The following is a 20,490-nucleotide window of genomic DNA, read 5'->3' as shown; positions in this document are numbered from 1 at the left end:
GCGAGCGGCTCGTGACGAGGGCCGGTCCGACGACACGTCGGACCGGCCTTCGCCGTCCCTGCCGCGGGACCGGCGAAGGCGGGCAGGCACCCTTGCACCGCCCCCGGCCGGGACCTAGCCTGACTTTGTGCCGCTAATAAACAAAGCCCGTTCGCACAATGCCGTGCCGGGCACCGGGAACGACCTGACCCGCCTCCGTGCCGTCCTGACCACCTTCTTCGCCCTCGACGGCTTCATCTTCGCCGGGTGGGTCGTCCGCATCCCGGCCATCAAGCAGCAGACGAACGCCTCCGCCACCGAGCTCGGCCTCGCCCTGCTCGGCGTCTCCGCCGGAGCGGTCGTCACGATGATCCTCACGGGCCGGCTGTGCCGCCGCTACGGCAGCCATCCGGTCACCGTCGTCTGCGCGGTCCTGCTCTCCCTCAGCGTGGCCATGCCCCCGCTCACGCACTCCGCGCTCGCGCTCGGCGCGGTGCTGCTGCTGTTCGGTGCCGCGTACGGCGGGATCAACGTGGCGTTCAACAGCGCCGCCGTCGACCTCGTGGCCGCACTGCGGCGACCGATCATGCCCAGTTTCCACGCCGCGTTCAGCCTGGGCGGCATGGTCGGCGCGGGACTCGGCGGCCTGGTCGCGGGCTCGGTCTCCCCCACCCGTCATCTGCTCGGCCTGACGGTCGTGGGACTGCTCGTGACCGCGGTCGCGGGCCGCGCCCTGCTGCGGCTCGAACCGCCGGTCCCGGCCGACCGGCCCCGCTCCGAGGAGCCCGCGCCGCGCCGCCTGGACGCCCGCACCCGCGGCCTGGTGACCGTCTTCGGCCTGATCGCCCTCTGCACGGCCTACGGCGAGGGCGCCATGGCGGACTGGGGCGCGCTGCACCTGGAACAGGACCTCGACGCCCACCCCGGCCTCGCGGCGGCCGGATACTCCTGCTTCGCGCTCACGATGACGGTGGGCCGGCTCAGCGGCACGGTCCTCCTGGAGCGCCTCGGCCGGACCCGCACGGTCGTCGCGGGCGGCGCGCTGGCGGCCGCCGGCATGCTGCTCGGCTCGCTCGCCCCCTCGGTGTGGGCCGCGCTGCTGGGGTACGCCGTCACCGGTCTCGGCCTCGCCAACATCTTCCCGGTGGCCGTCGAACGCGCCGGTGCCCTGGCCGGCCCCAGCGGCGTCGCGACGGCGTCCACGCTCGGTTACGGCGGCATGCTGCTGGGCCCGCCGGCGATCGGCCTCATGGCCGACCGGATCTCCCTCCCGGCCGCCCTCACCAGCGTCGCCGTACTGGCGGCGGTGGCGGCGGGGATCGGGGTCTTCACGCGGCGGGCGGCGTAGGGAAGGGGGAACGGCCCAACGGGGCAGCGGGCCGGGGGGTTGGTGAGCCAGCGGGTCGGCCGACCGACGGGGTTGGTGAGCCAGCGGGTTGACCGGCCAACGGGGTTGGTGGGTCGCCCCGCTGGTGGGCCGACGGGCTGGTGGGCCGATGGGTCAGTGGTCTGGCAGGCAGTGGCAGTCGTCCGGCGGGCCACACCGCCGCCGGACCAGCGGCCGACACGCAGCCACCCGACAGACCAGCCGCCTGCGCACCAGCGGCCGGCTGGCAGTCGGCGGACCGTCGAGTCAGCGGGTCGGCGGGCCGGGCAGAGGGCGGTCCTCCGGAGGACTCGCCTCCTCCTCGCGCTCGCCCTCCGCCTGGGACGGGGTCGTCCAGGGCGGGTCGTAGGACCGTTCGGTGGCGGGGCCGTCGTCCCGCTCGCCCTCGGCCTGGGACGGGGTGTGGTCGGTCATCGGTCTCTCCCTGCCTAGGGCAGCGGCGTACCGCCGGTGGCGTTGAGGATCTCCGCCGTGATGAAGCTCGCTTCCTGGGAGGCGAGGTAGACGTACGCCGGGGCGAGTTCCGCGGGCTGCGCGGGACGGCCCAGGGGCGCCTGCTTGCCGAACTCCGACGTGTCCGGGAGCGTCGAGGGGATCAGCGGGGTCCACACCGGCCCGGGAGCGACGGCGTTGACGCGGATGCCGCGGTCCACGAGCATCTGCGCGAGCCCTTGCGTGAACGTGACGATCGCGCCCTTCGTCGTCGCGTAGTCCAGCAGGTGCGGACTGGGTTTGTACGCCTGCACCGACGTGGAGTTGATGATGCTGCCGCCCTCGGGGACGTGCGGCAGCGCGAACTTCGTCAGCCAGAACATCCCGTACAGGTTGGTCCGCACGACCCGGTCGAACTGCTCGGTCGTGATCGCCTCGATGCCCTCCGGCTGCGACATCTGGTACGCCGCGTTGTTCACGAGGACGTCGATGCGGCCGAACTCCGCGACGGCCCGGTCGATCAGCGACCGGCAGTTGGCCTCCTCCCGGATGTCGCAGGCGACGGCGACCGCCTTGCGGCCCGCGTCCTCCACCAGCCGGGACGTCTCGCGCGCTTCGCCGGCCTCCGCGTCGAGGTACGTGAACAGCACGTCGGCGCCCTCGCGGGCGAAGGCCAGCGCGACCGCCCGGCCGATGCCGGAGTCGCCGCCCGTGATCACGGCCTTGCGGCCGTCGAGCCGGCCGGAGCCGCGGTAGGACTCCTCGCCGTGGTCCGGCGGCGGGTCCATCGGGCCCGTCCACCCCGGATGCGGCTGGTCCTGCGCGGGGAAGTCGGGCTGCGGATGCTGCGTCACCGGGTTCTGCGGGGTGTGCTGCGACTCGGTCACGTCGGTCTCCTCACCACGGACGGACGGGGTCGCAACGCCGGGTTCCCGGCTCGCGGCGTACCACTCGCCGTGAGCCGGGAACCCGGTCCCATCCCCTGCTTTTCCGTTGTCGGCCAGCGGTGACCCGCCGGTCCCGGACGCCGTCACGCCGCGCCGGCGTCACGGCGTCACGGCGTCAGCGGCGGACCTTCACCCGGTCCAGGGCGACCACACCGAGCGCGGCCAGGGCGATCTGGAAGATCCACTCCACCCAGTCGACGCCCTTCGTGTCGGCGACCCCGAAGGCCGCCGCGATGGCCGAGCCCAGGAACGCCGCCACGATGCCGACCAGGATCGTGGCCAGGACCCCGATGCGCTGGCGCCCCGGGACGACGAGCCTGCCGAGCAGGCCGATGACAATGCCGATAACAATCGCGCTGATGATTCCTGAGATCTCCATGACCCCTCACTTGGACTCTGGTGGCAAGGCGGGTTCCCGGCCTTGCCGGTCCCAGTCCCCCGAGTCGGAGCGGTCCGCGGTCGAGGCGTCGCGCGGTGTGCGCGGGTGCCGCCCGGTTCGGAATGATCAGGCGGGGTACACGGGGCTCCCGAGGAACGACCGAACCGGCCGTGCCGGAGTGGTCGTCCGCACCACGAGCGCCGGGAGCAGCCGTTGAGGGGACCGCGCCTTCCCGTTCCGGGGATCGCCACCCTGCTGGGGGCGGCCCTGGAGACCGGGTGGGTGGGGATGCGGCTGGCCGGACTGCCCCTGGACCTCGCGCTGTGGGGGGTGCGGCAGTGCGCCGGGTTGCTCGGCACGGCCGTGCGTCCGCGGGAGCCGGAACCCTCCCCGCCGGCCGGCCCGTGCGAGCCGGACGTCTCGGGACTGCCCGTGATCTTCGTGCACGGGCTGTCCGACCGGGCGTCGATCTTCACGCGGCTGCAGGACCGGCTGCGGGGCTGCGGAGCGGGGCCCTTCCTCACCGCGACGTACAGCCCCTTCAACCCGGACATCCGCACCGCCGCCCGCGCGCTCGCCGAGCAGGTCGAACGGGCCCGGGAGCGGGCCGGCGGGCGGCCTGTGTGCCTGGTCGGGCACAGCCTGGGCGGGCTGATCGCGCGGTACTACGTGCAGCGGCTCGGCGGCGACGCCCACGTGTCCCTGGTGATCACGCTGGCGACGCCGCACAGCGGCACGGCGGTGGCGCTGCTGGCCCCGCCGCACCCGGTGCTGCGCCAGCTGCGGCCCGGCAGCGATCTGCTGGCCGAGCTGGCGGAACCGTGCGCCGGGTGCCGCAGCCGGTTCGTCGCCTTCTACAGCGACCTGGACGAGGCGGTCCTGCCGGCGAGCCGGGGCCGCCTGGACCACCCCGATCTGCTGGTCCGCAACGTCCTCGTGCACGGGGTCGGCCATCTGATGCTGCCCGTGCACACGACGGTCGTCGACGAGGTCCGCGCGATGCTGACCGCGGCCGTCCGGCTCCCGCGCGAGGCCTGACACGCCCTTCGCGAAAAATCTTCCGGGCTCCCGGGAATGAATCGCTCCGGGGCCTCGTTCCACTGATTGGTCGAAGTTTTTGTGTCTGTGTTTCACCGCACGCTCGCGAAGAACGCCGTCGCGGGCGCCGCCTTGCTTCAGGGAACTGGAGAAGTCGCGTCCAGGCCGACCCGGGGCACCGCACGGTGCGGGTCCCCGTATCCAGCCCCCTTTGAAGGAGCAAGCAATGACTCAGGGCACCGTCAAGTGGTTCAACGCGGAGAAGGGCTTCGGCTTCATCGCCCGCGCCGACGGACCGGACGTCTTCGTCCACTACTCCGAGATCGACGGCAACGGCTTCCGCAGCCTCGAGGAGAACCAGTCCGTGGAGTTCGAGGTCGTCCAGGGCCCGAAGGGCCCGCAGGCCTCGCGCGTCCGCGCCCTCTGAGCGGACGGGCGAACGCCCGCCGCGCCTCATGACGCACCCGACGGCCGGCGCCGCAAGGCGCCGGCCGTCGGCATGTCCGGGCCCGGTGCCCCACCCTCTCCGCACGCCGCACCCTCTCCGCACGCCGCGCCCTTTCCACACGCCGTACCCCCTCCGCACGCCGCCCACCTGCTGGGACGCCTCTCCCCCGAACGGCACCGCGTGGGGCAGACTCGGCGTCATGGAGACTGCCCGGTTCCTCGAACACCTCGACGCGGAAGGCACGTTGCTGGCCGCGGCCGCCGAGCGTGCCGGTACGGCCGCCGAGGTCCCGGCCTGCCCCGGCTGGCTGATGCGCGACCTGCTGCGGCACACCGGCGCCGTGCACCGCTGGGCGACGGCCTTCGTCGCCGAGCAGCACACCTCGACCCGTCCCATCGGGGACGGTCCGGAGCTGGACGGCGCCGAGCTGATCGCCTGGTACCGGGACAGCCACCGCCGCCTGGTCGAGACGCTGGCCGCCGCGCCGGCCGACGTGCGGGCATGGACGTTCCATCCCGCGCCGTCGCCCTCCCCGCTGGCGTTCTGGACCCGGCGGCAGGCCCACGAGACGACCGTGCACCGCTTCGACGCGGAGGGCGCGCCCGGCGCCGCACCGTCGTCCTCCCCCGTCCCGATCGGCACGGAATTCGCCGTGGACGGCATCGACGAACTGCTGCGGGGCTTCCACGCCCGCCGCAAGAGCCGCGTCCGCACCGACGTCCCGCGCGTGATGCGGGTCCGCGCCACGGACACGGACGCGGTGTGGACCGTACGCCTCTCCCCGGAGCCCCCCGTCGCCACCCCGGACGACTCCGCCACCCCGGACTGCGAACTCGCGGGCCCCGCACCCCACTTGTACCTGGCCCTGTGGAACCGCCGCCCGATCCCCACCGTCACGGGCGACCCCGCCCTGGCCGCGCTGTGGCAGGAGACGTCGGCGATCGTCTGAACAGGGCGGGCCCTCCAGTCCTGCCCTTGGGGTTTCGCTCTGGCCTGTCGGGCGTACGGCTGCGAGACTCGCCTCATGAGACGTCACGGGGGCCGGCGCACGCAGGCCGAGCGGGACGCGGTCACCGTCGAGATCGGGTACGCCCTGTGCAGCGCCGCGTTCGCGGCGGCGGTGGTCTTCGGCGCCGTCGCGGGTCCGGCGCTGCTGTTCGCGCTGCCCCGTGGGGCCGAGGGCCTCCTGCTCGGCGCGGGCCAGGTCCTCGCCGTCGTGCTCTTCGTGGCCCGGGTCGTGAGTGTCCTGGTCCGCTTCCGCCGCGCGCCGGCCCCGGCTCAGCCCAGCCACCCCGGACGCACCAACCCCGACTCGTAGGCCAGGACCACCAGTTGGGCGCGGTCCCGGGCGCCCAGTTTGACCATGGTGCGGCTGACGTGGGTCTTGGCGGTGAGGGGGCTGACGACCAGGCGGCGGGCGATCTCCTCGTTGGACAGGCCGATGCCGACCAGGGCCATCACCTCCCGTTCCCGCTCGGTGAGTCCGGCGAGGGCGCCGGCCGCCGCGGGCTCCTTGGAGCGGGCCGCGAACTCGGCGATCAGGCGACGGGTCACCCCGGGTGAGAGCAGCGCGTCGCCCTGCACCACGGCCCGTACCGCGCGCAGGAGTTCGTCGGGTTCGGTGTCCTTGACCAGGAAGCCGGAGGCTCCGGAGCGGATCGCCTCGAAGACGTACTCGTCCAGCTCGAAGGTGGTCAGCATCACCACCCTGACGTCGGCGAGCGCCTCGTCGCAGGTGATCCCGCGGGTCGCCGCCAGGCCGTCCAGCACGGGCATGCGGATGTCCATCAGCACGACGTCGGGCCGCAGTTCGCGCACCTTGCGCAGCGCCTCGTCGCCGTCGGCCGCCTCCCCGGCCACCTCGATGTCCGGCTGGGCGTCGAGCAGGGCGCGGAAACCGGCCCGTACCAGCGACTGGTCGTCGGCGAGCAGTACACGGATCACCGGTTCTCCTTCTCGGCCGTCAGGGGCAGTACGGCGAGCACCCGGAAGCCTCCGTCGGCGCGCGGGCCCGCCTCGATGGTGCCACCGAGCGCGGCGGCGCGCTCCCGCATCCCGGCCAGCCCGTTGCCGCTGCCCCCGGCCTCGGCGCCGGTCGCGGGCCCGTCGTCGTCGACGCGCAGCCGCAGCGCCCCCGCCTCGTGGTCGAACCGCACACGCGCGTGCCGCGATCCCGAGTGCCGTACGACGTTGGTGAGCGCCTCCTGGACAATGCGGAAGGCCGCGAGGTCGGCGCCGGGCGGCAGACCGGGCGGCTCGCCCGTGACGTCGACCGTGAGGCCCGCGTCCGCCGCCTGCGCCACCAGTTCGGGCAGCCGGCCGAGCCCGGGGGCGGGCGCCCGCGGCGCGTCACCGGGCGTGCGCAGCGTGTCGAGCACCTGCCGCACCTCCCCCAGCGCCTCCTTGCTGGCCGCCTTGATGGTGGTGAGCGCCGAGCGGGCCTGCTCGGGGTCGGTGTCGAGCAGCGCCAGGCCGACCCCGGCCTGGACGTTGATGACGGAGATGCTGTGCGCGAGGACGTCGTGCAGTTCGCGGGCGATCCGCAGCCGCTCCTCGTCGGCCCGCCGCCGCGCCGCCTGCGCCCGCTCGGCGCGCTCCCGCGCCCACTGCTCCCGGCGGGCGCGGGCCAGTTCCGACAGCGCGGCGATCGCCACCATCCAGGTGGCCACGACGATCTCCGAACCCCAGGAGGCCGCATCGTCCCCGGCGGGCGGCAGCCACCGGTAGAGCCAGTGCGCCACCAGCAGGTGTCCCGCCCAGAGCATCCCGATCGCCGACCACGCGGCCGTCCGGTGCCCGGCGACGACGGCGCTGAAGCAGCTCACGGCGACGGTCAGGAAGACGGGTCCGTACGGATATCCCGCCCCCAGGTAGACCATCGCGGCGCCCGCCGTGGCGAACGCGACGACCGCCGGGTACCGCTTGCGCCACAGCAGCGCCGCGCCGGCGACGAGCAGCAGCACGCGCGCGAAGACGTCGAGCGCGGCCCGCTCGCCCACCTGCGACTGGGCGGCGAAGTTAGAGCCGACCAGCACGAACGTGGTGATCAGCGCGGTGGTCCGCCACGGCCACCGCGGGCCGCGCTCCGCTTCGTCCCAGCGGTTCCACCACGAGGGCCCCTGCCGCCACCACTGCGGCGGCCCGCCCCCGGTCGCGCGCTGTTCGTCCATGTCCGCCACGCTAGACGCCGCCGGTGCCGGACGGCGTCACCCGCGCGTGGTGATCACGTGTACTCCCCGGGAAGTACGACCGGCCCGCCCCGGATGCCATCCGGACGCCGCCCGGACTCGGCCCGGCGGGCACCGCGCGGTCAGGAATCCGCGCCCGGCGCCGTGCCTCCCGCCGCCACCTGCTCGCCGACCGTCTCTGCGTCGGCCACCGGCCGGGGGGCCATCGCCGTCAGGGCGCGCTGGGCCAGCGGATGGCTGCGGACCAGCTCGCCCAGCGTCGTGGAGCCCTGGGTGATGTCCTTGAACGCCCGCCAGGCGGGCCGGAAACCGGTCAGCACCGCGTGGAGCATCCCGGGCCGCCGCTCGAACAGCGCGAGCATCCGCTTGCCGACGCTCATCTCCACGCCGAGGCCGGCCTTGACGGCGAAGGCGTAGTTCAGGGCCTGGCGGCGGGCGTCCACCGCGTCGTGCGCCTCGGCGACGCGCACCGCCCACTCGCCGGCGAGCCGTCCCGACCGCAGCGCGAAGGAGATGCCCTCCCGGGTCCACGGCTCCAGCAGCCCCGCCGCGTCCCCGCACACCAGGACCCGCCCGCGCGACAGCGGGGAGTCGTCGGCACGGCAGCGCGTCAGATGCCCGGAGGAGATGCTCGGCTCGAAACCGGCCAGGCCGAGCCGGCCGATGAAGTCCTCCAGGTAGCGCTTGGTCGCGGCGCCCTCGCCGCGCGCCGAGATCACGCCGACCGTCAGGGTGTCGCCCTTGGGGAAGACCCAGCCGTAACTGCCGGGCATGGGGCCCCAGTCGATGAGGACGCGGCCCTTCCAGTCCTCCGCGACGGTGTCCGGGACCGGGATCTCGACCTCCAGGCCGAGGTCGACCTGGTCGAGCTTCACGCCGACGTGCGCCCCTATCCGGCTGGCGCTGCCGTCCGCGCCGACGACCGCCCGCGCCAGCACCGTCTCGCCGCCCTGGAGGACGACGGCGACGGTGCGCCGGTCGGGTACGGCCGAGCCGTGCTGCTCGACGCGCTGGACGGCGGCGCCCGTGCGCAGCTCGGCGCCCGCCTTCTGCGCGTGCTCGACGAGCTGCTGGTCGAACTCGGGGCGGTTGATGAGCCCGAACAGCATCTGCCGGGAGCGGCGGGTGCGGGTGAAGCGGCCGTTGTTCGAGAACGTCACGGCGTGCACACGGTCCCGGAAGGGCAGTTCGAAGCCGGGCGGCAGGGCGTCGCGCGAGGGTCCGATGATGCCGCCGCCGCACGTCTTGTACCGGGGCAGCTCGGCTTTCTCCAGCAGCAGCACGCGCCGCCCCGCCACGGCCGCCGCGTAGGCGGCCGATGCCCCGGCGGGTCCCGCGCCCACCACGACGACGTCCCACACCTGCTGCACGTCGTCCGCCGAAGAGTGCTCGCTGCTCACGATGGTCTACTGCTCCCGATCAGCCGCCTGCCGCTCCCCGCGCTCGGGCGTCGCACGAGCAGGGGAGACCCCATGTCCCCCGCATCCTACGGCGGTCGTCGCCGCAGGTCGCTGTGGGAGGATCGGCAGTGCGCGCGCCCGGCACACCGGAGCACGCGCACCCGCGCGATCCCGCGCGCCCACAAGTCCGCACCCGTACAACGTCGCACCCACGAGGAGCGTGCCCATGTCGTCGAATCCGGTCGCCGAGACCGTCGCCTCCCTGATGCCGAGGGCGAGGGAGGAGCTCACCGAGCTGGTGGCCTTCAAGTCGGTGGCGGACTTCGACCAGTTCCCCAGGAGCGAGAGCGAGGGCGCCGCACGCTGGGTGGCCGACGCGCTGCGCGCCGAGGGCTTCGAGGACGTGGCGCTGCTGGACACCCCGGACGGCACCCAGTCCGTGTACGGCCATCTGCCCGGCCCGGAGGGCGCCCGCACGGTGCTGCTGTACGCCCACTACGACGTGCAGCCGCCGCTGGACGAGTCCGCCTGGGCCACGCCGCCGTTCGAGCTGACCGAGCGGGACGGCCGCTGGTACGGACGGGGCGCCGCCGACTGCAAGGGCGGCGTCATCATGCACTTGCTGGCGCTGCGCGCGCTGAAGGCGGCCGGCGGTGTGCCGGTGCACGTCAAGGTGATCGCGGAGGGTTCCGAGGAGCAGGGCACGGGCGGTCTGGAGCGCTACGCCGAGCAGCACCCCGACCTGCTGCGGGCCGACGCGATCGTCATCGGCGACTCCGGCAACTTCCGCGTGGGCCTGCCGACGGTGACGACGGCGCTGCGCGGCATGACGATGGTCCGCGTCCAGGTCGACACCCTGGAGGGCAATCTGCACTCCGGTCAGTTCGGCGGCGCGGCGCCCGATGCGCTGGCCGCGCTGATCCGCGTCCTGGACTCGCTGCGCGCCGAGGACGGTTCGACGACCGTCGACGGGCTGGCCGGCGAGTCGGCGTGGGAGGGGCTCCAGTACGACGAGGCGCAGTTCCGCAAGGACGCGAAGGTGCTGGACGGCGTCGGGCTGATCGGTTCCGGCACGGTCGCCGATCGCATCTGGGCGCGTCCGGCGGTCACGGTCATCGGCATCGACTGCCCGCCGGTCATGGGCGCCACGCCGTCGGTGCAGGCGAGCGCCCGCGCGCTGATCAGCCTGCGGGTGCCGCCGGGCGTGGACGCGGCGGAGGCGACGAAGCTGCTCCAGGCGCACCTGGAGGCGCACACGCCGTGGGGTGCGCGGGTGCGGGTGGAGCAGGTCGGCCAGGGCCAGGCGTTCCGCGCCGACACGACCAGCCCGGCGTACCAGGCGATGGCGGACGCGATGGCGGTGGCGTACCCGGGTGAGGAGATGCAGTACGCGGGCCAGGGCGGTTCCATCCCACTGTGCAACACGCTCGCCTCGCTGTACCCGGACGCGGAGATCCTGCTGATCGGGCTCAGCGAGCCGGAGGCGCAGATCCACGCGGTGAACGAGAGCGTGTCGCCCGAGGAGCTGGAGCGCCTGTCGGTGGCGGAGGCGCTGTTCCTGCGGAACTACGCGGCGGGCTGACCGGCCGTCCAGGCCGCCGCGGCTCTGCCGACAGCAGAGGGCCCCTGCCTCCGGGCGGGGGCCCGGCTACGTTCGTCCCATGGACGTCATCGAGCTCCTTCCCCGGCTCCATCTGCTGCGGTTCCCGGTCGGTCAGGCGTATCTGTGGCGGGACGGCGACGAGTCGACGCTGATCGACGCGGGCCCTCCCGGGGCCGGCGCCGCGATCGCCGGGGCGGTCAGGGGGCTGGGCCGGGATCCGCGTTCGGTGCGCCGGGTCGTGCTGACGCACTTCCACGAGGACCACGTGGGCGGGGCGGCCGAGTTCGCGGCGCTGTCCGGGGCCGAGGTGCTGGCGCACGTCCTGGACGCGCCGTTCGTGCGGGGTGACGTCCCGGGCCCGCCGCCGGTGTTCGAGGACTGGGAGCTGCCGATCCACGCGGAGGCACAGAAGCATCTCCCGCAGGGCGACTTCGCCCGTCCGCCACGGGTCACCGAACTGGCCGACGGTGATGTCCTCGACACCGGCGACGGGGCGCGCGTCGTGCACGTCCCCGGTCACACCGACGGCAGCCTCGCGCTCCATCTGCCGTCCCACGGCGTGCTGTTCACGGGCGACACGGTGGCCGCGCTGCCGGTGGACGGCACGGTCGTGCCGGGCGTCTTCAACCTGGACCGCGACCGGGTCCTCGCGGCATGTCACCGCCTGGCGGCGCTCGACCCCGACGTGGCGTGCTTCGGCCACGGGGACCCGGTACTCGGGGGTGCGGCCACGGCGATCCGCCGCGCGGCCGAGTCCACCGGGACGGCAGACTGACGACCAAGTCCCTCTACGCGTCAGAGACTTGTCGCCGACAAACGGTCACGGTCCCTCCCGCGCCTCGGCGTTGTCGGCGTAAGGGGTGGGGACCCCCGCCTCCAGATAGAGCGCCGCCCCGCGCTCCCGGGCCCGCAGGGCCCAGCGCAGGCGTTCGTAGCGGACGGGTGGGAGCAGTTCGGCGGCCTCCTGTTCGGTGACGAAGCGCCAGTCGCGCAGTTCGGGTCCGGGCAGCAGGAGGCGGGCGGCGTCCGTGGCGGTGAGCCGGCCGCCGTCGAAGAGCAGCCGCAGCCCGCCGTAGCCGGGCGGCGCGGGCGGTTCCCAGTCGACGACGAGCAGGGTGGGTACGTCGTCGAGGCGGATGCCGGTCTCCTCGGCGACCTCGCGCATGCCGGCACGGGCGGGCGCCTCCCCCGGTTCGACGACGCCGCCGGGGAACTCCCAGCCGGCCTTGTAGGTGGGGTCGACGAGCAGCACGCGGTCCCGCTCGTCGAAGAGGAGCACGCCCGCGGCCAGCGTCTCCGCGGTCGGCTCCGGTGTCTGCACGATGTCGCAGACGGGCACGACACCCCCGGCGACGGCCTCGGCGATGCGCGCGGCCGTCTCCCGCGGGGTGAGCGCGCTGGTGTCGACGGGGTGGGCGTCGGCGACGAGCCAGGAGGCGAGCGCGGCCTTGTACGGCTCGATGTGGTCGTAGGACCACTGGCGGACACGCATCTCGCCGTCGGGGAGGCCCGGGGGGACCTCACGGCCGGCTATTCGTTGACGCAGGATCGTTTCGGCCGGGGCCAGGAGCACATGCCGGACGGGAATGCGGCGGGCGGCGAGGCCGCCGAAGATCTCGTCGCGGTACTCCTGCCTCAGCAGGGTCATGGGCACCACGAGGGTGCCGCCGAGTTCGGCGAGCATCGCGGCCGCCGTGTCGATCACGAGACGTCGCCAGATCGGGAGGTCCTGGAAGTCGCCGACCTCGGCGAGGTGCTTGGGCGGCAGCAGGTGCGTGAGTGCGCCGCCGACGACCTCGGGGTCGAAGAGCGTGCTGTTCGGGATCAGTTCGATCAGTTCCCGTGCGGTGGTGGTCTTTCCCGCACCGAACGTCCCGTTGATCCAAACGATCACGTGTCCCCCTCTTGAGTTGGCCCCCTGTGGCTTGCCCGCTCCACCCTGCCACGGAAACCAGCCCCAGTTGAGGGCGCCCATGCCGACGGCGCCGGTGCCCTTTTCACGGGGGCACCGGCGCCGTCGGCCGGGAGGGAGGCTCGTCAGTCCTTGTCGCCCAGGGCGTTCTCGACCCCGGCCAGGCTGTCCGTGGCGACGAGGTCCTGGGCGGTGCCGAGGGTGCGGTCCACGTCGAGGTCACCGAGCGCCGACTGGCCCTCCGCGTGGGAGGGGGTGACGGCCGCGACGACGAAACCGGCGGCGAGGGAGGCGATGGCGAGCATGCTGCGCTTCTTCATGCCGTGCTCAACTACGCAGCGCCCCAGGAGTCACGCACCGGCCCGCCGACCGGACCCGGTGTCACTCCACACCGGGCCCACCCGACCGGGCCCAGGACCGCCCCGCACCGGCCCACCCAACCGGGCCCAGTGCCGTCCCCGCACCGGCCCGCGCACCCCTTGCCGCGACCCGGCTCCGCGAACCCGGCGCCCTGCGCCGGTCCGCGCCTACACCCCCGCCACGGCCCGGCCCGAGAGCGCCGCTGCCGCCGCTCCCACCAGGCCGGCGTCCGTGCCCATCTGGGCCGGAGTCACCGTGAGGCGCTGGACGAAGGACAGCGTCGCGTAGGCCTTCAGCGCCGTGCGGAGCGGGGTGAACAGGACGTCGCCCGCCTTGCCCACTCCCCCGCCGATCACGACGATGTCGATCTCGACCAGGGTCGCGGTGGCCGCGATGCCGGCGGCCAGCGCCTGCGCCGCCCGCTCGAAGGAGGCCACGGCGACGGGGTCGCCGAGCCGTGCGGCGGCGGCCACCGCGGCGGCGGAGGTGTCGCCGTCGGGACCGGGGCGCCAGCCGCCGTCCAGCGCGCGGCGGGCGATGTTCGGGCCGCTCGCCAGGCGTTCCACGCAGCCGCGCGAACCGCACGGGCAGGGGTCGCCGTCCAGGTCGACGCTGATGTGGCCGATGTGACCGGCGTTGCCCGTGGGGCCCGGGTGGAGGCGCCCGTTCAGGACCAGGCCGCCGCCGACCCCCGTCGACACCACCATGCACAGCGCGTTGTCGTGGCCGCGGGCCGCACCCTGCCAGTGCTCGGCCGCCGTGATCGCGACGCCGTCGCCTATCAGCTCGACGGGCAGCCCGCCGACCGCCTCGCGCACCCGCCCGACCAGCGGATAGTCACGCCAGCCGGGCACGTTGACCGGGCTGACGGTACCCGCGGAGGCGTCGACCGGCCCCGCGCTGCCGATGCCGACGGCCGAGGCGCGGGCCCACAGCGGCGACGTGGCCAGCTCGTCGAGCACGTCCTCCACGGCCCGCATCACGGTGTCGCCGTCCTCCCGCGCGGGCGTGGCGCGCTGGGCCCGCACCAGGATCTCGCCATGGCCGTCCACCAGGCCACCGGCGATCTTGGTGCCGCCGATGTCCAGCGCGGCCACGAGGTTGGTGTGCATCAGAGTCGGATCTCCCCGTCCACCATGCGAAGCGTCGCGAAAAAATGGGAAAGCAGCAGGCCGGTCGCGCGTGGGGGCGCGGGCCGAAGAGTGCGATGGACAGTGTCTCCCGCATCTGACAACGTTGTCCAGGCTCTATGCTCGACGCCACATCCTCATACAAACCACTGGACCGCCGCACCCCGTCGGACGACAGGAACAGGACACCGCATCGTGCCCGAGACGCCCCGCCGAGCTGACCGCCTCCCCGGAAGCCGCTACGGCAATCGTCCGACCATGAAGGACGTGGCCGCGCGGGCCGGCGTCGGACTGAAGACGGTCTCGCGCGTCGTCAACGGCGAACCGGGCGTCACGCCGGACACGGAGCGCCGCGTCCAGGAGGCCATCGACGCGCTGGGCTTCCGCCGCAACGACAGCGCGCGGGTGCTGCGCAAGGGCCGTACGGCGAGCATCGGCCTGGTGCTGGAGGACCTCGCCGACCCGTTCTACGGCCCGCTCAGCCGCGCGGTCGAGGAGGTGGCGCGGGCCCACGGAGCGCTGCTCATCAACGGCTCCAGCGCGGAGGACCCGGACCGCGAGCAGGAACTCGTGCTGGCGCTGTGCGCGCGGCGGGTGGACGGCCTGGTGGTGATCCCGGCCGGCGACGACCACCGCTATCTGGAGCCGGAGCTGAAGGCCGGTGTCGCGACGGTGTTCGTGGACCGCCCGGCCGGGCAGATCGACGCGGACGTGGTCCTGTCGGACAACTTCGGCGGCGCCCGGGACGGCGTGGCCCACCTGATCGCGCACGGGCACCGCCGCATCGGCTTCATCGGTGACATGCCGCGCATCCACACCGCCGCCGAACGGCTGCGCGGCTACCGGGCCGCCATGGAGGACGCCGGGATACCGGTCGAGGACTCCTGGATGTCCCTCGGCGTCACGGACCCGGTGCGGGTGCGGCGGGCGGCCGAGGGGATGCTGTCCGGCCCGGACCCGGTGACCGCCGTCTTCACGGGCAACAACCGCGTGACGGTCACGGTGATCCGCGTGCTCGCCGAGCACTCCCGCCCGGTGGCCCTGGTCGGCTTCGACGACATCGAGCTCGCCGATCTGCTCCAGCCCGGCGTCACGGTCGTCGCCCAGGACGCGGCGACGCTCGGCCGCACCGCCGCCGAGCGTCTCTTCCAGCAGCTCGACGGCACCCTGACCACGCCCGACCGCATCGAACTGCCGACCCGGCTGATCACCCGCGGCTCGGGCGAGCTGCCCCCGGCGGACTGAGCGGCGCATGACCGACCGCACCCTGGAGGCGCTGGGACTGGCCGAGGCGCCGCGCGACCATCCGCTGCTCTACCCCGGGGCGTGGCCCGCGGACTCCGGCCTGCTGGACGGCGACCGGCTGCTGCCGCTGGAGCGTCTGGTGCACGAGGACCGCGTCCCGGTCCTCGCCGTCGGCTCCAACGCCTGCCCCGGCCAACTGCGGCACAAGACCGCCGAGTTCGGCATCGCCTCGCCGATCCCGATGGTCCGGGCCCGGGTCACCGGACTCGACGTGGGCGTCTCGGCACACGTGAGCCGCATGGGCTACGTGTCCGCCTCCCCGGTCGCCTCGCCCTCGGCCGTAAGGGAGTTGTTCCTGATCTGGCTCGACACCCGGCAGCTGGGGGTGATCGACGCGAGCGAGGGCGTACCGCTGCCCGGCGGCAACTACGACCGCGCCTGGCTGCCCGCGCCCGACGTGCGGATCGAACTCGCCGACGGCACCCTGCTGCCCGGCACGTACGTGTACGTGAACCGGCACGGCGTCCTGCGCGACGGCAACGGCGCCCCGCGCGCCCATCCCGGCCAGCGCCCGCTGCTCGGTGAGCTCCTGACCGACCGGCCCCGGTTGAGGGAGCTGTTCGGCGCGACGCCCGAGGAGTTCAGCGCGCGGGCCCGCGCCGACCGGTGGCGGTGCGAGCGGGGGACGCGGCTGTTCGCGGAGGAGGGCATGGTGACCGGGTCGGGTCTGGAGCGGTACGTGCGGGCTCAGCAGACCGGCAGTCCCGGCGGCGGCGCGTCGTTGTCGCCGCCCTTGATGTAGACGTCACCGGCGAAGACGCCCGTGTTGCCGCTGTCGTCGACGCGACAGCGCCCGGCCACCGGCCGCCGGCCCCGTCCGCCCGCCCGTACTCCCCGAAGACACCGCCGCCCCGTTCCTGTGACACCTGTGGCGTCCGGACCAGGGGCAGCGGATGCCGTGCCGGCGTGGGGCCGTGGCCGGGGTCAGGTCGCCGAGGCCGTCAGGTCGCCGCGTCGGGGCGCCGCGAAGCTCTCCAGGTCGGCGCGGGTCAGGCCGGTGAGCCGGGCGACCTCGGCGATGTCGAGGGCGCCGCAGTCCAGGCCGCGCAGCAGGTAGCCGCTGAGGGCCTTGGCGGTGGCGGGCTCGTCCATGACGTCGCCGGAGGCGGCGTGGTTGGCGTAGCGGGCGAGGCGGCCGGCGGCCTGCTCGAAGCCCTCTCGGTAGAAGGCGTAGACGGCGGCGTACCGGGTGGGGATGTGGCCGGGGTGCATGTCCCAGCCCTGGTAGTAGGCGCGGGCCAGGGCGCGGCGGGTCAGGCCGTAGTGCAGCCGCCAGGCGTCGTGGACCTTCGGGGTGGGGCCGACGGGCAGGACGTTGGTGGAGCCGTCCGAGACGCGTACGCCGGTGCCGGCGGCGGCGACCTGCATGATCGCCTTGGCGTGGTCGGCGGCCGGGTGGTCGCTGGCCTGGTGGGCGGCGGAGACGCCGAGGCAGGCGCTGTAGTCGAAGGTGCCGTAGTGCAGTCCGGTGGCGCGGCCCTCGGCGGCGTGGATCATGCGGGCGACGGCGGCGGTGCCGTCGGCGGCGAGGATGGACTGGCTGGTCTCGATCTGTATCTCGAAGCCGATCCGGCCGGGCTCCAGGCCGCGCGCCTTCTCGAAGGCCTCCAGCAACCGCACCATGGCGGTGACCTGCTCGGGGTACGTCACCTTCGGCAGGGTGAGCACGAGCCCGTCGGGCAGGCCGCCGGCCTCCATGAGGCCGGTGAGGAAGATGTCGAGGGTGCGGATGCCGCGGTCGCGTACGGCCGCCTCCATGCACTTCATGCGGATGCCCATGTACGGGGCGGCCGTGCCGGTGGCGTACGCCTCGGCGATCAGGCGGGCGGCGCGGGCGGCGGCCTCGTCCTCCTCGGCGTCGGGGCGGTTGCCGTAGCCGTCCTCGAAGTCGACGCGCAGGTCCTCGATCGGCTCGCGTTCCAGCTTGGCGCGCACGCGCGCGTGGACGGGCTCGGCGAGGTCGTCGGCCAGGCCGAGGACGGCGGCGAACGAGGCGGCGTCCGGGGCGTGTTCGTCGAGGAGGTCGAGGGCCTGGTCGCCCCAGGAGCGGATCGTTTCAGCGGTGAAGGCGTCGCCGGGGACGTACACCGTGTGGACGGGCTGGCGGGTGCCGGGGTCCCCCGGGTAGCGGCGCTCCAGCTCGGCGTCGACCGGTGCGAGGGAGGCGCTGATCTCCTCCCGCACGGCGCCCGCGAGGCTCGTCGCCACGGTCTCCTGCTGGCCCTGACCCATGCCCACACCCTCCTGTTTTTCCGCCATACGGAATCAACAATCCGTAGAACGAAGTTATCGGGCGACCTTCCGCCTGGTCAACACCGTCTTACGTCCCGGCCGGCTCCGCACCTCCGGCCGCCGGGCGCGGGGCAACGGGAAGGCCCCCGCGACCGCGCGGGTCACGAGGGCCTTCGACGCTCCGGGAACGGTCAGCCCTTGCGGGCCTTGATCTCCTCGGTGAGCTGCGGGACGACGTCGAACAGGTCGCCGACGACGCCGTAGTCGACCAGGTCGAAGATCGGGGCCTCGGCGTCCTTGTTGATCGCCACGATCGTCTTCGACGTCTGCATGCCGGCGCGGTGCTGGATCGCGCCGGAGATGCCCGAGGCGATGTACAGCTGCGGCGACACGGACTTGCCGGTCTGGCCGACCTGGTTGGTGTGCGGGTACCAGCCGGCGTCGACCGCGGCACGCGAGGCGCCGACGGCCGCGCCGAGCGAGTCGGCGAGCGCCTCGATGATCGCGAAGTTCTCCGCGCCGTTCACACCGCGGCCGCCGGAGACCACGATCGCGGCCTCGGTCAGCTCCGGGCGGCCGGTCGACTCGCGCGGCGTACGGCCGGTGATCTTCGTGCCGGTGGCCTTGTCGGAGAAGGACACCGACAAGGCCTCGACGGCACCGGCGGCCGGGGCCGGCTCGACGGCGGCGCTGTTGGGCTTGACCGTGATGACCGGGGTGCCCTTGGAGACGCGGGACTTGGTGGTGAACGCGGCGGCGAACACCGACTGGGTCGCGACCGGACCCTCGTCGCCGGCCTCCAGGTCGACGGCGTCGGTGATGATGCCGGAACCGATGCGCAGCGCCAGGCGGGCGGCGATCTCCTTGCCCTCGGCGGAGGACGGCACGAGGACGGCGGCCGGGGACACGGCCTCGTAGGCGGCCTGGAGGGCCTCCACCTTCGGCACCACCAGGTACTCGGCGTACTCGGCGGCGTCGTGGGTCAGCACCTTCACCGCGCCGTGCTCGGCCAGCGTGGCGGCGGTGTCGGCGGCGCCGTTGCCGAGGGCGACGGCGACCGGCTCGCCGATGCGGCGGGCCAGGGTCAGCAGCTCGAGGGTGGGCTTGCGGACGGCGCCGTCCACGTGGTCGACGTAGACGAGAACTTCAGCCATGGGACTTCTCTCCTGCTTGCGAAAGACAGAGGGGCGATGGAAGGGGGCTCAGATGAACTTCTGGCCCGCGAGGAACTCGGCGAGCTGCTTGCCGCCCTCGCCCTCGTCCTTGACGATCGTGCCCGCGGTGCGCGCCGGGCGCTCGGTCGCGGAGTCGACCGTGGTGTAGGCGTTCTCGAGGCCGACCTCGTCCTCGTCGATGTCGAGGTCGGACAGGTCCCAGGACTCCACCGGCTTCTTCTTGGCCGCCATGATGCCCTTGAACGACGGGTAACGCGCCTCGCCCGACTGGTCGGTGACCGACACGACGGCCGGCAGGGAGGCCTCCAGCTGCTCGCTCGCGGCGTCGCCGTCGCGGCGGCCCTTGACCGTGCCGCCCTCGACGGAGACCTCGGAGAGCAGGGTGACCTGCGGGACGCCGAGGCGCTCCGCGAGCAGGGCCGGGACGACGCCCATGGTGCCGTCGGTGGAGGCCATGCCGGAGATCACCAGGTCGTAGCCGGCCTTCTCGATCGCCTTGGCCAGCACCAGGGAGGTGCCGATGGCGTCGGTGCCGTGCAGGTCGTCGTCCTCGACGTGGACGGCCTTGTCGGCGCCCATGGACAGCGCCTTGCGCAGGGCGTCCTTGGCGTCCTCGGGGCCGACGGTCAGGACGGTGACCTCGACGTCGTCGTCGGAGTTCTCGGAGATCTGCAGCGCCTGCTCGACCGCGTACTCGTCCAGCTCGGAGAGCAGACCGTCCACGTCGTCCCGGTCGACGGTCAGGTCATCGGCGAAGTGCCGGTCGCCAGTGGCGTCGGGCACGTACTTCACAGTGACAACGATCCTCAAGCTCACGCCGGCTCTCCTACTGCATCGTCATTTCTCGGCTGCCTGCTTGCAGGCAGCATAGGCGCCTCAAGCGGCTGATCCCGGTCGGGGCGACCCACGCTCCGAGCGAAATATTACTCGTCAGTACACCCAGTCCATGCCCGCTAAGCAAGCGCTTTGAACTGTGACCTGTGCAACGCAGCGTAACCGGAACCGGACCGTCACGCAGCAGGGGCCCGGCCGCCCGGCCCGCCCTCAGTCGCGCAGGCCGGTGAAGCGTCCCTGGTGGTAGAGGAGGGGCCGGCCGGAACCGGAGGGATCGCCGAGTTCGACCTCGGCGAGGACCACATGGTGGTCGCCGGCGGGCACCCGCGCCACGATCCGGCACACCAGCCACGCGAGGACCCCGTCGAGCACGGGCACTCCCCCGGGGCCCTCCCGCCAGGCGGTGGGCGCGCCGAACCGGTCGGCGCCGCTGCGGGCGAAGGTGGCGGCCAGCTCCCGCTGGTGCTCGCCGAGTATGTGCACGCCGACGTGGTCGGCCGTGGCGATCGCGGGCCAGCTGGAGGCACCTGCGCCGACGCCGAAGGAGACCATCGGGGGTTCGGCGGAGACGGAGGTCAGGGAGGTGGCGGTGAAGCCGACCGGACCCGTGTCGGACTGCGCGGTGATCACCGCGACGCCCGCCGCGTGCCGGCGGAAGACGGAGCGCAGCAGGTCGGGCGAGGCGAGGCGGGGCGTGACGAGGTCGGGCGTGGCCGTCATGGAGTTGTCCTTCTCGGGAGG

At 73.6% G+C, this 20,490-nt stretch carries 22 protein-coding genes; 9 read left to right on the top strand and 13 right to left on the bottom strand.

All coding sequences use genetic code 11. The features are described from left to right. Nucleotides 1-163 precede the first annotated feature (163 nt). Nucleotides 164-1,327, top strand: coding sequence for an MFS transporter (locus ACZ7D7_RS27050; protein ID WP_470827609.1), 1,164 nt, complete (start codon nt 164-166; stop codon nt 1,325-1,327). A 285-nt stretch (nt 1,328-1,612) separates the two neighbouring features. Here ACZ7D7_RS27050 and ACZ7D7_RS27045 read toward each other — a convergent pair whose 3' ends face one another. The 3 genes from ACZ7D7_RS27045 to ACZ7D7_RS27035 form a co-directional block, all read right to left on the bottom strand. Next, nucleotides 1,613-1,780 (bottom strand): hypothetical protein, encoded by a 168-nt coding sequence (locus ACZ7D7_RS27045; RefSeq protein WP_470827607.1) that lies wholly within the window; start codon nt 1,778-1,780, stop codon nt 1,613-1,615. 14 nt (nt 1,781-1,794) lie between these two features. Continuing rightward, nucleotides 1,795-2,685 (bottom strand): SDR family oxidoreductase, encoded by an 891-nt coding sequence (locus ACZ7D7_RS27040; protein ID WP_470827605.1) that lies wholly within the window; start codon nt 2,683-2,685, stop codon nt 1,795-1,797. 175 nt (nt 2,686-2,860) lie between these two features. Then, nucleotides 2,861-3,124 carry a GlsB/YeaQ/YmgE family stress response membrane protein gene (locus ACZ7D7_RS27035; protein WP_470827603.1) on the bottom strand — a complete coding sequence of 88 codons (264 nt, stop codon included), beginning with the start codon at nt 3,122-3,124 and terminating at the stop codon, nt 2,861-2,863. A 213-nt stretch (nt 3,125-3,337) separates the two neighbouring features. Between ACZ7D7_RS27035 and ACZ7D7_RS27030 the strand changes: the two genes are divergently transcribed. The 4 genes from ACZ7D7_RS27030 to ACZ7D7_RS27015 all read left to right on the top strand — a co-directional run bounded on the left by ACZ7D7_RS27030 (nt 3,338) and on the right by ACZ7D7_RS27015 (nt 5,928). Further along, complete coding sequence (locus tag ACZ7D7_RS27030; RefSeq protein ID WP_470827602.1) at nt 3,338-4,162, top strand: esterase/lipase family protein; 825 nt, start codon at nt 3,338-3,340, stop codon at nt 4,160-4,162. 226 nt (nt 4,163-4,388) lie between these two features. Then, nucleotides 4,389-4,589, top strand: a complete 201-nt coding sequence (locus tag ACZ7D7_RS27025) for a cold-shock protein (RefSeq protein WP_365963403.1) — start codon at nt 4,389-4,391, stop codon at nt 4,587-4,589. Between the two features lie 220 nt (nt 4,590-4,809). Beyond that, nucleotides 4,810-5,559, top strand: coding sequence for a maleylpyruvate isomerase family mycothiol-dependent enzyme (locus ACZ7D7_RS27020; protein WP_470827601.1), 750 nt, complete (start codon nt 4,810-4,812; stop codon nt 5,557-5,559). 75 nt (nt 5,560-5,634) lie between these two features. After that, nucleotides 5,635-5,928 (top strand): DUF6332 family protein, encoded by a 294-nt coding sequence (locus tag ACZ7D7_RS27015; RefSeq protein ID WP_470827600.1) that lies wholly within the window; start codon nt 5,635-5,637, stop codon nt 5,926-5,928. On the opposite strand, the gene ACZ7D7_RS27010 is transcribed toward ACZ7D7_RS27015, so the two are convergent. The 3 genes from ACZ7D7_RS27010 to ACZ7D7_RS27000 form a co-directional block, all read right to left on the bottom strand. Continuing rightward, complete coding sequence (locus tag ACZ7D7_RS27010) at nt 5,889-6,554, bottom strand: response regulator transcription factor (RefSeq protein ID WP_470827599.1); 666 nt, start codon at nt 6,552-6,554, stop codon at nt 5,889-5,891. The genes ACZ7D7_RS27015 and ACZ7D7_RS27010 overlap by 40 nt on opposite strands. Continuing rightward, the gene (locus tag ACZ7D7_RS27005) at nt 6,551-7,780 is read right to left on the bottom strand and encodes a sensor histidine kinase (protein WP_470827597.1); all 1,230 of its coding nucleotides are present in this window, start codon (nt 7,778-7,780) and stop codon (nt 6,551-6,553) included. The genes ACZ7D7_RS27010 and ACZ7D7_RS27005 overlap by 4 nt, the downstream gene beginning before the upstream one ends. A 140-nt stretch (nt 7,781-7,920) precedes the next feature. After that, on the bottom strand, nt 7,921-9,198 hold the full coding sequence (locus ACZ7D7_RS27000; protein ID WP_470827595.1) for a geranylgeranyl reductase family protein: 1,278 nt from the start codon (nt 9,196-9,198) through the stop codon (nt 7,921-7,923). A gap of 226 nt (nt 9,199-9,424) precedes the next feature. On the opposite strand from ACZ7D7_RS27000, the gene ACZ7D7_RS26995 reads away from it, so the two are divergent. Both ACZ7D7_RS26995 and ACZ7D7_RS26990 read left to right on the top strand, forming a co-directional pair. Next, a complete protein-coding gene (locus ACZ7D7_RS26995) occupies nt 9,425-10,780 on the top strand; it encodes a M20/M25/M40 family metallo-hydrolase (RefSeq protein WP_470827594.1) in 1,356 nt (451 codons plus the stop codon). Nucleotides 10,781-10,859: 79 nt separating this feature from the next. Beyond that, nucleotides 10,860-11,576 carry an MBL fold metallo-hydrolase gene (locus ACZ7D7_RS26990; protein ID WP_470827593.1) on the top strand — a complete coding sequence of 239 codons (717 nt, stop codon included), beginning with the start codon at nt 10,860-10,862 and terminating at the stop codon, nt 11,574-11,576. Nucleotides 11,577-11,621: 45 nt separating this feature from the next. Here ACZ7D7_RS26990 and ACZ7D7_RS26985 read toward each other — a convergent pair whose 3' ends face one another. From ACZ7D7_RS26985 to ACZ7D7_RS26975, 3 genes are all read right to left on the bottom strand, one after another. Continuing rightward, complete coding sequence (locus ACZ7D7_RS26985; protein ID WP_470827592.1) at nt 11,622-12,695, bottom strand: NUDIX hydrolase; 1,074 nt, start codon at nt 12,693-12,695, stop codon at nt 11,622-11,624. A 143-nt stretch (nt 12,696-12,838) separates the two neighbouring features. After that, nucleotides 12,839-13,033 (bottom strand): hypothetical protein, encoded by a 195-nt coding sequence (locus ACZ7D7_RS26980; protein WP_470827590.1) that lies wholly within the window; start codon nt 13,031-13,033, stop codon nt 12,839-12,841. Between the two features lie 207 nt (nt 13,034-13,240). Beyond that, on the bottom strand, nt 13,241-14,185 hold the full coding sequence (locus ACZ7D7_RS26975; protein WP_470827589.1) for an ROK family protein: 945 nt from the start codon (nt 14,183-14,185) through the stop codon (nt 13,241-13,243). 213 nt (nt 14,186-14,398) lie between these two features. On the opposite strand from ACZ7D7_RS26975, the gene ACZ7D7_RS26970 reads away from it, so the two are divergent. Beyond that, entirely contained in the window at nt 14,399-15,448 is a 1,050-nt protein-coding gene (locus tag ACZ7D7_RS26970; RefSeq protein WP_470827588.1) for a LacI family DNA-binding transcriptional regulator, read from the top strand. Between the two features lie 7 nt (nt 15,449-15,455). Then, complete coding sequence (locus ACZ7D7_RS26965; RefSeq protein ID WP_470827587.1) at nt 15,456-16,250, top strand: hypothetical protein; 795 nt, start codon at nt 15,456-15,458, stop codon at nt 16,248-16,250. Nucleotides 16,251-16,432: 182 nt separating this feature from the next. On the opposite strand, the gene ACZ7D7_RS26960 is transcribed toward ACZ7D7_RS26965, so the two are convergent. From ACZ7D7_RS26960 to ACZ7D7_RS26945, 4 genes are all read right to left on the bottom strand, one after another. Further along, complete coding sequence (locus tag ACZ7D7_RS26960; protein WP_470827585.1) at nt 16,433-17,740, bottom strand: DUF6986 family protein; 1,308 nt, start codon at nt 17,738-17,740, stop codon at nt 16,433-16,435. 191 nt (nt 17,741-17,931) lie between these two features. Continuing rightward, nucleotides 17,932-18,894: an electron transfer flavoprotein subunit alpha/FixB family protein gene (locus ACZ7D7_RS26955; RefSeq protein WP_470827583.1), complete on the bottom strand. Its 963-nt coding sequence runs from the start codon at nt 18,892-18,894 to the stop codon at nt 17,932-17,934. Between the two features lie 48 nt (nt 18,895-18,942). After that, nucleotides 18,943-19,731, bottom strand: a complete 789-nt coding sequence (locus ACZ7D7_RS26950) for an electron transfer flavoprotein subunit beta/FixA family protein (RefSeq protein WP_470827582.1) — start codon at nt 19,729-19,731, stop codon at nt 18,943-18,945. A 228-nt stretch (nt 19,732-19,959) separates the two neighbouring features. Continuing rightward, on the bottom strand, nt 19,960-20,469 hold the full coding sequence (locus ACZ7D7_RS26945; RefSeq protein WP_470827581.1) for a flavin reductase family protein: 510 nt from the start codon (nt 20,467-20,469) through the stop codon (nt 19,960-19,962). Between the last annotated feature and the right edge of the window lie 21 nt (nt 20,470-20,490).

The organism is Streptomyces sp. NPDC037054, assembly GCF_055606745.1.
This window is presented reverse-complemented; position numbering and strand designations above follow the sequence as displayed.